General features: G+C 42.1%; 12 protein-coding genes. 7 read left to right on the top strand and 5 right to left on the bottom strand.

The features are described 5' to 3' along the window. Window positions 1–118 precede the first annotated feature (118 nt). Window positions 119–1,333 (bottom strand): pyridoxal phosphate-dependent aminotransferase, encoded by a 1,215-nt coding sequence (locus tag E5A76_RS03000; RefSeq protein ID WP_053987065.1) that lies wholly within the window; start codon window positions 1,331–1,333, stop codon window positions 119–121. A gap of 354 nt (window positions 1,334–1,687) precedes the next feature. Between E5A76_RS03000 and E5A76_RS02995 the strand changes: the two genes are divergently transcribed. The 5 genes from E5A76_RS02995 (at window position 1,688) to menE (ending at window position 8,060) form a co-directional block, all read left to right on the top strand. Further along, entirely contained in the window at window positions 1,688–3,052 is a 1,365-nt protein-coding gene (locus tag E5A76_RS02995) for an isochorismate synthase (RefSeq protein WP_081001632.1), read from the top strand. Next, window positions 3,049–4,776 (top strand): 2-succinyl-5-enolpyruvyl-6-hydroxy-3-cyclohexene-1-carboxylic-acid synthase, encoded by a 1,728-nt coding sequence (menD, locus tag E5A76_RS02990; protein WP_161118063.1) that lies wholly within the window; start codon window positions 3,049–3,051, stop codon window positions 4,774–4,776. Before E5A76_RS02995 ends, menD begins: the two co-directional genes overlap by 4 nt. Continuing rightward, complete coding sequence (menH, locus tag E5A76_RS02985; protein ID WP_161118062.1) at window positions 4,760–5,578, top strand: 2-succinyl-6-hydroxy-2,4-cyclohexadiene-1-carboxylate synthase; 819 nt, start codon at window positions 4,760–4,762, stop codon at window positions 5,576–5,578. Before menD ends, menH begins: the two co-directional genes overlap by 17 nt. A 92-nt stretch (window positions 5,579–5,670) precedes the next feature. Beyond that, window positions 5,671–6,645 (top strand): o-succinylbenzoate synthase, encoded by a 975-nt coding sequence (gene menC, locus E5A76_RS02980; RefSeq protein WP_161118061.1) that lies wholly within the window; start codon window positions 5,671–5,673, stop codon window positions 6,643–6,645. Then, window positions 6,633–8,060, top strand: a complete 1,428-nt coding sequence (menE, locus tag E5A76_RS02975; protein WP_161118060.1) for an o-succinylbenzoate--CoA ligase — start codon at window positions 6,633–6,635, stop codon at window positions 8,058–8,060. The genes menC and menE overlap by 13 nt, the downstream gene beginning before the upstream one ends. Window positions 8,061–8,107: 47 nt before the next feature. On the opposite strand, the gene E5A76_RS02970 is transcribed toward menE, so the two are convergent. The 3 genes from E5A76_RS02970 to E5A76_RS02960 form a co-directional block, all read right to left on the bottom strand. Beyond that, on the bottom strand, window positions 8,108–9,982 hold the full coding sequence (locus E5A76_RS02970; protein WP_161118059.1) for an MFS transporter: 1,875 nt from the start codon (window positions 9,980–9,982) through the stop codon (window positions 8,108–8,110). Between the two features lie 13 nt (window positions 9,983–9,995). Continuing rightward, window positions 9,996–10,592: a TetR/AcrR family transcriptional regulator gene (locus E5A76_RS02965; protein WP_053987059.1), complete on the bottom strand. Its 597-nt coding sequence runs from the start codon at window positions 10,590–10,592 to the stop codon at window positions 9,996–9,998. 208 nt (window positions 10,593–10,800) lie between these two features. After that, window positions 10,801–11,205, bottom strand: coding sequence for an NINE protein (locus E5A76_RS02960; protein ID WP_161118058.1), 405 nt, complete (start codon window positions 11,203–11,205; stop codon window positions 10,801–10,803). 298 nt (window positions 11,206–11,503) lie between these two features. Here E5A76_RS02960 and E5A76_RS02955 point away from each other — a divergent pair, with 298 nt between their 5' ends. After that, the gene (locus E5A76_RS02955; RefSeq protein ID WP_187695537.1) at window positions 11,504–12,379 is read left to right on the top strand and encodes a Tim44 domain-containing protein; all 876 of its coding nucleotides are present in this window, start codon (window positions 11,504–11,506) and stop codon (window positions 12,377–12,379) included. Between the two features lie 248 nt (window positions 12,380–12,627). After that, a complete protein-coding gene (locus E5A76_RS02950; RefSeq protein ID WP_023931511.1) occupies window positions 12,628–12,873 on the top strand; it encodes a TIGR02647 family protein in 246 nt (81 codons plus the stop codon). Between the two features lie 26 nt (window positions 12,874–12,899). Here E5A76_RS02950 and E5A76_RS02945 read toward each other — a convergent pair whose 3' ends face one another. Continuing rightward, window positions 12,900–13,148 carry a YkgJ family cysteine cluster protein gene (locus tag E5A76_RS02945; RefSeq protein WP_161118072.1) on the bottom strand — a complete coding sequence of 83 codons (249 nt, stop codon included), beginning with the start codon at window positions 13,146–13,148 and terminating at the stop codon, window positions 12,900–12,902. Window positions 13,149–13,253: the final 105 nt, after the last annotated feature.

Below are 13,253 nucleotides of genomic sequence, written 5' to 3'. Positions count from 1 at the left end.
TAACGAACAGCTTGCATAGAAATTATGAGTATAAAGTAACAGATGTAAGGGAAGGTGTGACAGCTTTTAGTTAACAAAAAGCCCCGGATTACCGAGGCTTGAGAATGATGTGCCAGTGTTACTGACGATAGCTATGAAGGAATCGCTCTAGACGACCCATTGCCAGTTCAAGATCATCGACGTGAGGCAGAGTAACAATACGGAAGTGATCCGGTTGTTTCCAGTTAAAGCCGGTACCATGGACGACTAACACTTTCTCTTGTAGTAAGAAGTCCATCGCCATCTTCTGATCATCTTGAATATTAAATTTCTTCTGATCTAATTTCGGGAATAGATACAGTGCGCCTTTTGGCTTAACACATGATACGCCAGGGATCTGAGTTAATAAATCATACGCTTTATTACGTTGCTCTAATAAACGTCCACCCGGTAGGATCAATTCATTGATACTTTGGTAGCCACCTAATGCAGTTTGGATTGCATGTTGCATTGGTACGTTGGCACACAAACGCATGGATGACAGCATTTCTAAACCTTCGATGTAACCTTTCGCACGGTGACGAGGGCCAGAGATCACCATCCAACCTGCGCGGAAACCACAGACTCGGTATGATTTAGAAAGACCGTTAAATGTTACACAGACAACATCATCAGCCAATGGCGCAATAGATGTATGTTGAGCACCATCGTATAAAATCTTATCGTAGATTTCGTCAGCAAAAATGATCAGATCGTGCTGACGAGCAATCTCTACCACTTCTAATAGGAAATCACGACTATAAACAGCACCCGTTGGATTATTCGGGTTGATTAACACAATACCACGGGTATTCGGTGTGATTTTTTGTTTAATGTCATCCAGATCTGGGTACCAGTCAGCTTGTTCATCACAGGTGTAGTGAACGGGTGTACCACCTGATAGCGATACCGCTGCTGTCCATAATGGGTAATCGGGTGATGGTACTAAAATTTCATCTTTATGGTTTAGCAACGCTTGCATTGCCATAACGATTAATTCAGAAACACCGTTACCGATGTAGACATCTTCAACATCAAGATCACGCAAACCACGCTTTTGGTAGTGTTGCACTACGGCTTTACGTGCAGAATAAATACCTTTTGAGTCACAGTAACCTTGAGAGGTTGGCAGATTACGGATCACATCCACCAGAATTTCATCAGGGGCGTCAAAACCAAATGGGGCTGGATTGCCAATATTTAGTTTTAGAATTTTTTGCCCTTCTTCTTCCATGCGCTTAGCGTGTTTCAGAACGGGACCGCGTATGTCATAGCAAACATTATTAAGCTTGGATGACATCCCGAATTTTTGCATAAGAGATTTTCCTGATGATTATTTGGTATAACCACAAATTACACTATAAAAGAGGGCGATAGGAACACCTTTCAGAAGATAATTATGTAAAAGAGTGTTTTGTTTTATTTGAACAGAATGAAACTGGGCTGTTTAACTAGAATTAACAATATTGAACAGAGGTTTCTGCTGGCAAGTTGGATAATACAATTGCGTTACTTCATTAGTCAGAAGCTTTTTAGTGAGGTAGAATGTCACATCATTCTTCTTTACTAAGAGAATCAGCGGTTATTACCTCCATAGAGAGGTGCAAGTGACTATTCTTAGTAAAGAAAATATGTCTAAGAGAGTGACATATCTATCTTTCAGCCAGGGATGAGCCGTATTGGTGTAATAGAGCTGAGCGAGGTTATCTTGACTGCGTTACAACAAGCCGTTGAATTATTAATTGCTAAATTAGAGCAGGCATCTGCTACAACCCAGCGTCTATTGGTTAAATTAGACCTATCTAAAAATATTGATCTCATTGATTGGATGGATACACAAGATTTGTATCCTAAATTCTATTGGCAATCACGCAATTGCCGTGAAGAGGTTGTGGCGTTAGGGCAAATTAAAACATTTACTGATCCAAAAGCTGCTGAAAAAGTTATTACTGATGATCAGCGTATTTGGGGTGGGCGTTCTTTTGATGGAAGAACGGAGCGTAATCGCCGTTGTCTTTCTTCTTTTTTCTTTTTGCCGCTATTAGAACTGAGCCGCATTGATCATCAATGGCATCTTGCTATTAATGTCGGTGAAGATCGCGATCGTATGTTAATGGCCCTCAAGCAATTAAAGTTTGATACGTCATTAATTAGCGGTATTAAAAGTACGATTTTAAGTCGTAGCTTTACGCCTGATTTTTCAGGTTGGTCGAATATGATCACTCGTGCGTTAGAGGCGATTGACAATAAAGCCTTTGAAAAAGTGGTATTAGCCCGACGTACGCAATTACAGCTTGATAAGCCCGTCTCACCAGCCCAACTGTTAAAAGCAAGCTGTGCCAACAACAGCAATAGCTTTCATTTTTTAATGGCGTTAGATGATAAACATGGCTTTATTGGCTCAACTCCAGAACGCCTTTTTCAACGTCATGAGCATACACTCCAAACTGAAGCCTTAGCGGGGACGATTGGACGAGGCCATGATGAAGTAGAAGATCAGCGTTTAGCACAATGGCTTTTATCGGATAATAAAAATCGTTATGAAAACCGCTTAGTGGTTGATGATATTGTTAACCGCTTAGTGCCTTGTAGCCAATCAATGAACGTTGCACAAAGCCCTGAATTAGTGCAGTTACGTAAAGTGCAACATTTAAAACGCAGTATTGATGCAGAGTTAAATGATGGTATTTTCAGTGCCGACTTATTAGATAACTTACAGCCTACAGCTGCGATCGCAGGTTTACCTCGCGATCCTGCATTGCACTTTATTGCTGAAAATGAACCCTTTTCTCGTGGCTGGTACAGTGGTGCGGTAGGTTATATTGGTCAACATCATAGTGAGTTCTGTGTGGCGATCCGTAGTGCTTTAATCATTGAAGGTGAAGTTCATTTATTTGCTGGTGCTGGTATTGTGCCGGGCTCCATTGCCGAAAGTGAATGGAAAGAGCTGGATCGTAAAACATCAACCTTATGCAGTTTATTTGAGCAAACAGAGCCGCTAGCCGTTGAAATGGAGTGTAAAAGCGCATCATGAAATTAGCGTTATCGAATAGTACAGCTTATCGTGCTGCGTTAAATAGCTGCTGGGCTGAACTCATGTTAGAAGAGCTCGTACGTCAAGGTGTTAAGCATGTTTGTATAGCCCCAGGCTCTCGCTCTACACCGTTAACATTAGCGGCAGCAAAGCAACCAAAGTTAACCATTCATACTCATTTTGATGAGCGTGGTTTAGGCTTTTTAGCATTAGGATTAGCGAAAGCTTCTCAATCCCCCGTCGCTGTGATCGTGACATCAGGGACAGCGGTCGCCAATTTACTACCTGCTGTTGCTGAATCTGGCCTAACGAAAGAAAAGTTAGTGCTACTGACCTCTGATAGACCAGCTGAACTTTTAGCTTGTGGTGCTAACCAAGCCATTGTACAGCATGGTATTTTTTCTCACCATGTGACTGCATTTTATGATATTCCGACACCAACTCTTGATATCACACCAAGCTGGTTATTAGGTGTTGTTGACGAGATGATGCATCAGCAGCAATTACATGGCGGTGCGGTGCACTTTAACTGTCATTACCCTGAGCCGTTATATGGCGATGCGGTGGATTTCACGACCTACTTGACGCCAGTACAGCATTGGCAACAGAGCGATAAGCCTTATTGTCAACATCAACAAGCCGTGAGCCATGATGCTGTTATCAATCATGCTGATTGGCAGCGTTTATGTACGAAAAAAGGCGTTATTGTTGCAGGTAAATTATTACCGACTGAGCTTACACATGTTGAAGCATTAGCGGCTCAGTTAGGTTGGCCGCTATTGGTTGATCCACAAGCTGGTGGTTCGAGTGAGTTGGCCGGTTTTGACGGTTGGCTGCAAAATGAGTCGTGTTCAGCACTGTTATCCCAAGCTGAAGTGTTATTGCAGTTTGGTGCGCGCATTGTCTCAAAGCGTTTATTGCAATTTATTGGTGCGCACGCTTGGCAAGATTATTGGCTGATAGATCCGCAACAAGGACGTTTAGATCCACATCATCATTCTGGATTACGTATTCAAGCCAATGTTGGTCAGTGGAGTCATGCAGCGTTATCACTGGATTCAGCGAGTGAGCAAAATGGTTGGGCATCAGCACTTATCTCTGCTGCAAAAAACTACCGTGCTCTTGTCGCTCCGCACTGTGATTCTTTATCTGAAGTATCCTTAGCCGCATCATTAACGAACTGGTTGTTACCTTATACCGAACTTTTTCTTGGTAACAGCATGATCGTGCGTTTGATTGATATGTTTGGTCAATTACCAACGACAGCGGTATTTACCAATCGAGGCGCATCTGGCATCGACGGCTTAATTGCCACCGCTGCTGGGGTACAACGTGCTCGTCAAGTACCTATGTTTATGCTCGTTGGTGATACCTCGTTTTTATACGATCTCAATTCGCTAGCGTTACTAAAACAAACTGTACAGCCGATGGTTGTGATTGTGACGAATAATGATGGTGGCGGCATCTTTGATATGTTGCCAGTACCAGAGCAGCAAAAAGACGATTTCTACCGAATGCCCCATGGCATTACGTTTGCCCATGCCGCTGCTATGTTTGAGCTAGGTTATGTTTGTCCTACAACCTTAGCTGATGCTAAAGAAGCGGTCATAAAAGCGCAGCAGTTAAATCAAGCGACGTTAATTGAAGTTCAAACACCAGCAGGTGAAGCAGGAAATATGCTAAAAACCATCTTTGCTGAGGTTAAACGTGCGTCTTTACTCTGAAACCTTTGGTCATCAATTAGATAACACTCAGCCTGTGATCGTTTTCCTTCATGGGCTGTTGGGTTCTGGGCGTGATTGGCGCAATATTACCTCGGCATTAGCTTACCGTTATACCTGTATTACTATCGATCTACCGGGGCATGGATTAAGTGCGTCGGTGACGATGTCGCAGGCATCTTCTGATATTGGTTTTGAGCAAAGCTATCATGCTATTTTAGATACGCTTGCTCACCGAGGTATTAAGCAATTTATCTTAGTCGGCTATTCATTAGGGGCGCGATTAGCAATGTATCTTGCATCGCAATTAACCAATGATAAGTCTGTTGATAGTGCGTTTTCAAAGCCAGAATTAAAGGGGCTCTTTTTAGAGGGCGGGCATTTTGGTTTGCCTGCTTCTGAACGTGAAGCACGCTTTGTAAATGATCAAGCATGGGCTGAACGCTTTTCTAGCGAACCTTTTTCTGTCGTGCTGAATGATTGGTATCAACAAGCGGTGTTTTCATCACTGGATCATGACCAAAGACAAAGCTTAGTGCTAAAACGAAGTGATAACCTTGGAGCAGGTGTCGCCAATATGTTGTTAGCAACCTCATTGTCTAAGCAACCACTATTACTTACATCATTACAAACTTTAACATTACCCGTTCGTTATGTTTGTGGTGAACATGATACAAAGTTTCGTCAGATCGCTGCGCAATCAGAGCTAAGCGTTGAAGTGATCCCCGATGCTGGACACAATATTCATGTTGAACAGCCGCAGGCTTTTATCTCCGCTTTATCTGCTTTTATCCAAAAGTGTTAACGAACCTTTGTAATTAAAGTGATTTATTCTTTCGCTAGACTGGAATCTAGCGTGTTTTTTTATGCTCTGGCATCAATGAAAGGTTATCAATAATGCGCAGTGTTAAGTTATATCAATATCAATTACCAATGGATTCTGGCGTTATCTTACGTGATCAACGTTTGGTGACACGCCAAGGCTTGATTGTTGAGCTTAAACAAGGTGAGCGTGTTGGCTTAGGGGAAATTGCACCACTACCTGAATTTAGCCATGAAACGTTAGAGCAAGCACAAGTGCAAGCAGAGCAACTATTGGCGTTATGGCAGCAAGAGCAAGTTTTAGATTTAGAGACGGCTTTCCCATCTGTAGCCTTTGGTATTAGCTGTGCATTGGCAGAACTTGATGGCGCATTACCACAAGCGGCTAATTATGCCGTAGCACCGTTATGTTCCGGTGATCCTGATGATTTGATTGTGCGTTTAAATCAAACTGACGACGACAAAGTGGCTAAAATTAAAGTGGGTATGTACGAGGCAGTACGCGATGGCATTGTGGCAAACATGTTTATTGAAGCAATTCCTGATATTCAATTGCGTTTAGATGCTAATCGTAAATGGACACCGATTAAAGCGCAGCAATTTGCCAAGTATGTGAAACCTGAACATCGTCAAGGTATCGCATTTTTAGAAGAGCCATGTACAACCCCTGAAGATAGCCTCAGTTTTGCCGAGCAGACAGGTATTAATATTGCTTGGGATGAAACAGTACGTGAGCCTGGATTTGAAGTTAAAGCGCAACCCGGTGTTGTCGCTATCATTATTAAACCTACATTAACTGGCAGTTTGACCTGTTGTATTGAGCTTGTTAAACAGGCTCATGCAGCAGGACTAACCGCTGTGATCAGTTCAAGCCTAGAATCAAGCTTCGGCTTAAACCAGCTAGCACGCATAGCACAATGGCAAACACCTAATGTGACTCCTGGTTTAGATACGATGCAGCTTTTCAAAGCACAGCTTATTACCCCTTGGCCTGAAACTGAACTTCCTATGACATCTTTATCAGAACTTGAAGTGGTATGGCAGAAATAAAGCATGATTTCCTGACATGGCCTTGGCAGCGTTGGGCTGCGGAGCGTCCGTCAGATATCGCGATCTCTCTTGGTGATCAAACCAAGGGAGCACAAACCTATACTTGGGTTGAAGTCTCTACACAGGTAGATGAGTTAGCACAAGGATTAGTAGAGCAAGGCGTTAAGCGAGATCAGCTGGTTGCGGTGATCGCTGATAACACCATTGAAGTAGTGTGGCTGATCCTCGCTATTATTCGTGTTGGCGCTCGTTATGTCGGGTTAAACCCGAAACTGTCTTTTACTGAAATTCAGCAGCAGTTAGCCATGTTAGACAATCACTATCTTTGGTCGGATCGTGATATCGCTACCGAGCAACTAACAGGGCAAATAATCACGTTGCGTCAGCCAGAAGTCTCTCGTATGGTGCCTGTGACATGGCAAGAACATCGTCCAGTGACATTAACGCTAACGTCGGGTTCGACAGGTTCACCGAAAGCGGTAGTGCATAGCCCTGAATCTCATTTAGCGAGTGCATCTGGTTTATTAAGCAAGATGACATTTAATGCTGAAGACAGTTGGTTATTGTCTTTGCCTTTATTTCATATCTCTGGACTCGCTATTTTATGGCGTTGGCTTTATCGTGGTGCTTGCTTAGTGATTGTAAAGAAAGCCCTACAGCAACAGGCGCTTAGCTGGGTAACTCATGCATCACTTGTGCCGACACAGCTACAACGTTTATTGGATCAAGCGCCTACTCAGCAACCTATAGCTTTAAAGCAAGTGTTATTAGGTGGAGCTCATATTCCGGTCAGTCTGACGGATAAAGCCCGTAGCGCTGGCATTGATTGTTGGTGTGGCTATGGCATGACTGAAATGGCATCGACCATTTCGGTTAAGCAAGCAGATGAGAGCCAAGGTGTTGGAAACGTATTACCTAACCGTGAACTGTTTTTGCGTGAGGGGGAGATATTAGTGCGCGGTAAGAGCTTATGTTTAGGCTACTACCGTAATCATACTATTTTCTCCATTTTAGATAACCACGAACATGATGGTGAGTGGTTCGCAACTAATGACATCGGTGAATGGCATGATGATGAATTATTCATTAGGGGCCGTGCTGATAATATGTTCATCTCGGGTGGTGAAAATATCCAGCCTGAAGATATTGAAGCAGTGTTACTTCAATTGCCAGATATAGAGCAAGCTTTTGTTTTACCCGTTGATGATTATGATTTTGGTCAACGCCCAGTGGCGATTGTTCAAACATCTTGCCCATTTGATGCGATGTTTGTTGATCACGTAATGACATACATGGCAGAAACCGTTGCACCGTATAAGCGTCCAGTCAGGTATTTAGCTTTGCCTGATGCTGATATTTATCGTGGTATTAAGGTATCACGAACGAAATTGGCGGAGTGGTTAGCTAAGCAGTAAAGAAAAAGGCGAAGCATCATGCTTCGCCTTTCTTTTGGTAGATAAGACTATCGGTGTTCACCACGTAAGCGGCTGACATATTCATACAAAAGCTGGCTGTTAGCTTCTTTAGAACTCATCGACTCACCAGCATTAATTGTCACTTTAGACCAAAATCGCTTAGGCCATTTTAATAATGCCGTGCCACCTTCTCGGCTGAAATAACTGCCCCACAATCCTTGTAATGCTACAGGTATGACCGTGACGTCAGAGCGTTTGATGATCAAATCGATACCTCGCATAAAAGGAGCAATTTCACCATCAAAGGTGAGTTTTCCTTCAGGGAAAACACAAACAATATCACCATTATCTAGATAGGTTGAAACTTGTGAAAAAGCAGTACGGACAGAGCTACGATCGCTTGCCTCAACAGGGATAGCTTTACATGCTTTGCAGAATGTATTGATTACAGGCAGATTGTAAATTTGGCGATCCATTAAAAAGCGGATAGGGCGAGGGCAAGCGCCAGCTAGCAGTAGTGCATCCATATAGCTTACATGATTACTGACAATTAACACGCCACCTTGTGCTGGAATATTAGCAAAGTTTTGTTTTTTAACGCGGTACATAGTGTGCGTTACGATCCAGACGACAAATCGCCAAAAAAAGTCAGGGGCTTGGAAGTAAATGTAAATAACAACTAAGGCATTTACGGTAGCTAAGATAAGAAAAAACTCAGGGATAGAGAGCTTTAGTACTGAGAGAAAGACAATCGCTGAGATTGCACTGGCGACCATAAATACCGCATTCCAAATATTGTTTGCAGCAATGATCTGTGCGCGTACGTTTTCTTCTGCTCGTTGCTGCATCAGGGCGTAAAGTGGCACGATAAATATACCGCCTGCAATACCTAATAGCAGTAGAGAAACAAAAACAGGCCATAGACTAGGCGCAGAAATAAATGCGCTAAGGCTTGAGGTGGTAACAATGTGATCTGGTGTCATGAAGTATAAACCTGCACCAAACAGGGTGATACCTAAACTACCAATAGGCACGATACCGGGATCAATGCGATGTTGCGATAACTTATCACAGCACATAGAGCCGATCGCGATACCGATTGAAAACAGCATCAGTAAAAAAGATACTGACGCTGCATTACCGCCAAGGCTGATTTTTGCGTAGTTAGGAAACTGTGTTAAGTAACAAGCACCTAGAAACCAGAACCAGCTAATACCCAGAATACACTGGAAGATGGTTTTATCTTGACGGGCAATTGCCATCGTTGAGCGTGTTTGCTTAATTGGTTGCCATTTAAATTGGGTTCTTTTGACTGTGGGTGGCGCACTTGGAATGGCTAATGAGGTGAGATAGCCCAGTATGGCAAAGGCCACTACTGAAATTGCTGCAATAACATGTGCGTTTGGACTATCAGCAATAAAGCCTGCTAATAGCGTCCCTAATAAGATAGCTAAGAAAGTACCCGTTTCGACTAATGCGTTACCAGAGACTAACTCTTCTGTTTTTAAGTGTTGGGGTAGTAAAGCATATTTGGCTGGGCCGAAAAATGCTGATTGCGTGCCCATTAAAAACAAGAGAAATAGCAGTAGGGTGTAGCTTTGAAAATAAAAAGCGACAGCCGCTAATCCCATAATGATCACTTCTGCAAATTTTACTATCCGCATAATTGCGGCTTTATCGTATTGATCGGCAAGGATGCCGGCAGAAGCTGAGAATAAAAAGAAAGGCAGAATAAATAAGCCTGCAGCAATATTAATCAGCAAATTTGCACTTAATGGCAGGCTATCTATAGAAGCATAGGCAATCAGGATTAATAATATGTTCTTGTAAACATTATCATTAAATGCCCCAAGCGCCTGAGTTAAAAAATACGGAAGAAATCGCCGTTTGGTAAGAAGGCTCGATTGGGGCTTTGTGGTCATCTATGAGTCTCTTTTACTGTTTCCACTTATTGAGATAAGTATCTAGAAGATTATCGATAAGTGCTTTGCCATCAACAGGGGTTGAGGTGAATAACTTATCATCTACAGTAAGCAAGGTAATACCATGAACACCAGCCCAAATAACACGGCTTGTTTCCAGTACTTCATTTTCATTGATGTTGCTACTTACCTGACCGATCAACGTTTCTAGCATGCCAGTCATATTATTAATACGATCAGATTGCCATTCAGGTAGATCTTCACCATTCATGGTGTGTTGGAAGATTAATTGCCAGCGGTAGGGATGGGCAATAGCAAAATCAAGGTAACAGTAAGCGAGGTTTCGTAGGGCTTGCTCAGGGCTTTGTGCATCCGCTAAGCAAGCTTGTGCTTCTTGAGATAATTCATCTAGCGTTTGAGCAACAGCATGTAGCAATAGTAAATTGTAATTACCAAAAACATTAACAAGTGTGCTTGGTACATAGCCGATCATTGCAGCGACTTTACGTAAACTTAGCTCGTGATGAGGGTGCTCATTGAGAAAGTTTTTTACTTGCTCCAGTGTCATATTCACCAACTCTTCACGAGTATGGTCATTTCTTCTTGCCATGAGTATTACTCTTAAGATGTGTTTACTTTTCGTTATAAAAAACTGACGTTCATTTATTATAGAACATTGTTCAATATTCTTATTATAATCTCACCGAGGTGCACTTATTCGTTATGTATTGTTGTTGTGAATAAAGTTGCGACAATTTAATCTGCTCGGCAAGCCGAGAATCATATATTGTCACAACAAAAATCACCAATATTAAACGTTATGCTGCCTTGTTCTTGGTGTTTTCAAGCGATACTTGATCATTTAACGTCCAAAAATCGACCAATATACCGATTAAGAAGAAGCCGAACGTACAGAGGTAAAGAATACCGGTGATCCATTTCCCCATGTACATGCGGTGAACACCAAATACACCCAGGAAGGTAAGGAGTAACCACGCAATATTATAATCGATATCACCCGCAGCGAAGCGCAAGTCCGATTCACGGTTCATTGATGGAATTAAGAACAAGTCAATCAACCAACCGATACCAAATACCCCCAGTGTTAAAAACCAAATAGTTCCTGTCACAGGTTTACCATAATAGAAGCGGTGAGCACCCGTAAAACCGAATATCCAAAGCAGATAGCCGATGAACTTACTGTGAGTGTTATTCTGTTGCATAAAAATATCCATTGGTTGTGTTAAGGCCACAAGCGATAAAACCGTATGTGCTTTAACGAGCGATTACCTATTAATGACCTCTTAGTTAGCGAAAAGTGCCATAATAAAGAGAGGTTTTTCATTATCTGGTTAAATAAAAAACAGTATACAATAGTTTTTACTAACTGTATCTATAGATGATGAAATTATAAACGCTCGATGTTAAAGGTTAGTAACAATTTCAAAATGACTTAGAATTGACATTCTGTGTCATATAGCTAGGATGCATACAGGACATGGATAAGGTACTTCTACAATGATGAAACGCTTTTTTACCGTATTTGCTTTGGTGTTTGTGGTGGCATTGTCTACTCCACATGCCGAGGCAAAGAAATTTGGTGGTGGTAAGTCGTTTGGTAAAAGCTACAAAACGGCACCAGTACAACAAAAACAGCCACAGCAAACCGATACTATCCGTAAGCAAAATTCACCGACAGCAGCATCAAGCAAAAAAGGCTTAATGGGTGGACTATTAGGTGGTTTACTTGCTGGTGGTTTACTTGCCGCTTTCTTTGGTGGTGCATTCGAAGGTATCCAGTTTATGGATATTCTGATCATCGGTGTGATTGCTTTTGTATTGTTTAAGCTATTTAAAGCAATGCGTGCTAATAAAGGTACTCCAATGGGGCACCGTGAGTCTTATGCAGGTAATTCTCCACAGCAGCAGCCACAACAGCCTCAGCAGCAATATCGTCAAGCAGCAGGTGTACAATCTCAGCCTCAGAACGGTGGTTTTGAGTCAACAGATAGCGATGTACCATTTAATTTGCCGCCTAATTTCAATATGAATGCGTTTTTAAGTGGTTCTCGTGATCACTACCGCATCATTCAAGGCGCATGGAACCACAACGAATTAGAAAAAATCAGAGAATATGTATCACCTGCACTGTTTGCTGATCTTGCAGCAGAGCGCGCCAAACTAGAGGGTGAGCAACATACTGAAGTGATGTATGTTGATGCTGAACTGGTTCGTGCTGATTACGATGCAAACACGGCACAATTAAGTATAAAGTTCTCTGGTCGCTATAAAGACCGAGTTGAAGGTGTTGAAGAAGACATCACAGATGTGTGGCATTTAGAGCGTGATTTGAAAACGCCAAATGCACCATGGTTGATTGTTGGTATTCAAGCTTAATAACAAAGCCGCTCACATTGAGCGGTTTTTTTATATCTCTCAAATGTTTAGTTTGTTTTTTATACAAGTGTCAACCACTGCAAAAAGAGTTTTGAATTTATGAGCGTGATCCCGTTTCACTGAAATAAAGATCGTCAGATCTTGATCGCGCCACCTAGTTTTATCAGCAGTAACCGCTAGTATTAAACCAAGATATTAAATAGGCCATCCAATAAGAGTGCCTACATGAATTCGAATAAGAGGTAGCTATGCCATACACTCCAGATATCGTTGAAGAAATGAATCTTTTAGTGAAATTCCCAATGCACAGTAATATGGAAGGGATCAAAGTACATAGTGATGCTAACCCTGCATTAGTTTCTGCCGCACAGCGTTTGTACGCGAAAGGGCTAGTAACACAGGTTGATGGTGGTTATCTTACTCACTCTGGCCATCAAGTGGCAGAAAACGCCAAAATAGCATTACGTATTCTGACTGGGAAAACGACAGAATAACGTAATAACTTAAAGAGGGCTGATAGTTATGTCAGTTGCTCTAATTCGGTAATGATCGCTAAAGCTTGCTCGTTAGTTTTACCACAAATATCAGGGCAAGCTTTAAAATGATGACATACTGCAGGACGCTCTGGTTTGCCGAATAACTTACATAGGTTTTGTTCATTCAGCTGAATGCAACGAACCCCCGCAGGCTTGCCTTTAGGCATTCCAGGTATGCTTGATGAGATACTTGGGGCTATACAACAGGCACCACAGCCAAGACGACATTCCATCACTTATTTCTCTTTTCATTTTTCATGGGGTGCGCAAATTATCACTCCTTGTTGATAAGGTCAAAAAACGTCATCTCTCGCATTTCTTTTTAAATAGTAATAGCT

Source organism: Photobacterium lucens (genome assembly GCF_009873615.1).
GTDB classification, from domain to species: Bacteria; Pseudomonadota; Gammaproteobacteria; order Enterobacterales; family Vibrionaceae; genus Photobacterium; species Photobacterium lucens.
This window is presented reverse-complemented; position numbering and strand designations above follow the sequence as displayed.

Excerpts from the sequence above, each read along its gene's own strand:
- E5A76_RS02945 (WP_161118072.1), bottom strand. The coding sequence starts at position 13,148 with ATGGAATGTCGTCTTGGCTGTGGTGCCTGTTGTATAGCCCCAAGTATC.
- E5A76_RS02970 (WP_161118059.1), bottom strand. The coding sequence starts at position 9,982 with ATGACCACAAAGCCCCAATCGAGCCTTCTTACCAAACGGCGATTTCTT.
- E5A76_RS02960 (WP_161118058.1), bottom strand. The coding sequence starts at position 11,205 with ATGCAACAGAATAACACTCACAGTAAGTTCATCGGCTATCTGCTTTGG.
- E5A76_RS02995 (WP_081001632.1), top strand. The coding sequence starts at position 1,688 with ATGAGCCGTATTGGTGTAATAGAGCTGAGCGAGGTTATCTTGACTGCG.
- E5A76_RS02965 (WP_053987059.1), bottom strand. The coding sequence starts at position 10,592 with ATGGCAAGAAGAAATGACCATACTCGTGAAGAGTTGGTGAATATGACA.
- E5A76_RS02955 (WP_187695537.1), top strand. The coding sequence starts at position 11,504 with ATGAAACGCTTTTTTACCGTATTTGCTTTGGTGTTTGTGGTGGCATTG.
- menE (WP_161118060.1), top strand. The coding sequence starts at position 6,633 with ATGGCAGAAATAAAGCATGATTTCCTGACATGGCCTTGGCAGCGTTGG.
- E5A76_RS02950 (WP_023931511.1), top strand. The coding sequence starts at position 12,628 with ATGCCATACACTCCAGATATCGTTGAAGAAATGAATCTTTTAGTGAAA.
- E5A76_RS03000 (WP_053987065.1), bottom strand. The coding sequence starts at position 1,333 with ATGCAAAAATTCGGGATGTCATCCAAGCTTAATAATGTTTGCTATGAC.
- menD (WP_161118063.1), top strand. The coding sequence starts at position 3,049 with ATGAAATTAGCGTTATCGAATAGTACAGCTTATCGTGCTGCGTTAAAT.
- menC (WP_161118061.1), top strand. The coding sequence starts at position 5,671 with ATGCGCAGTGTTAAGTTATATCAATATCAATTACCAATGGATTCTGGC.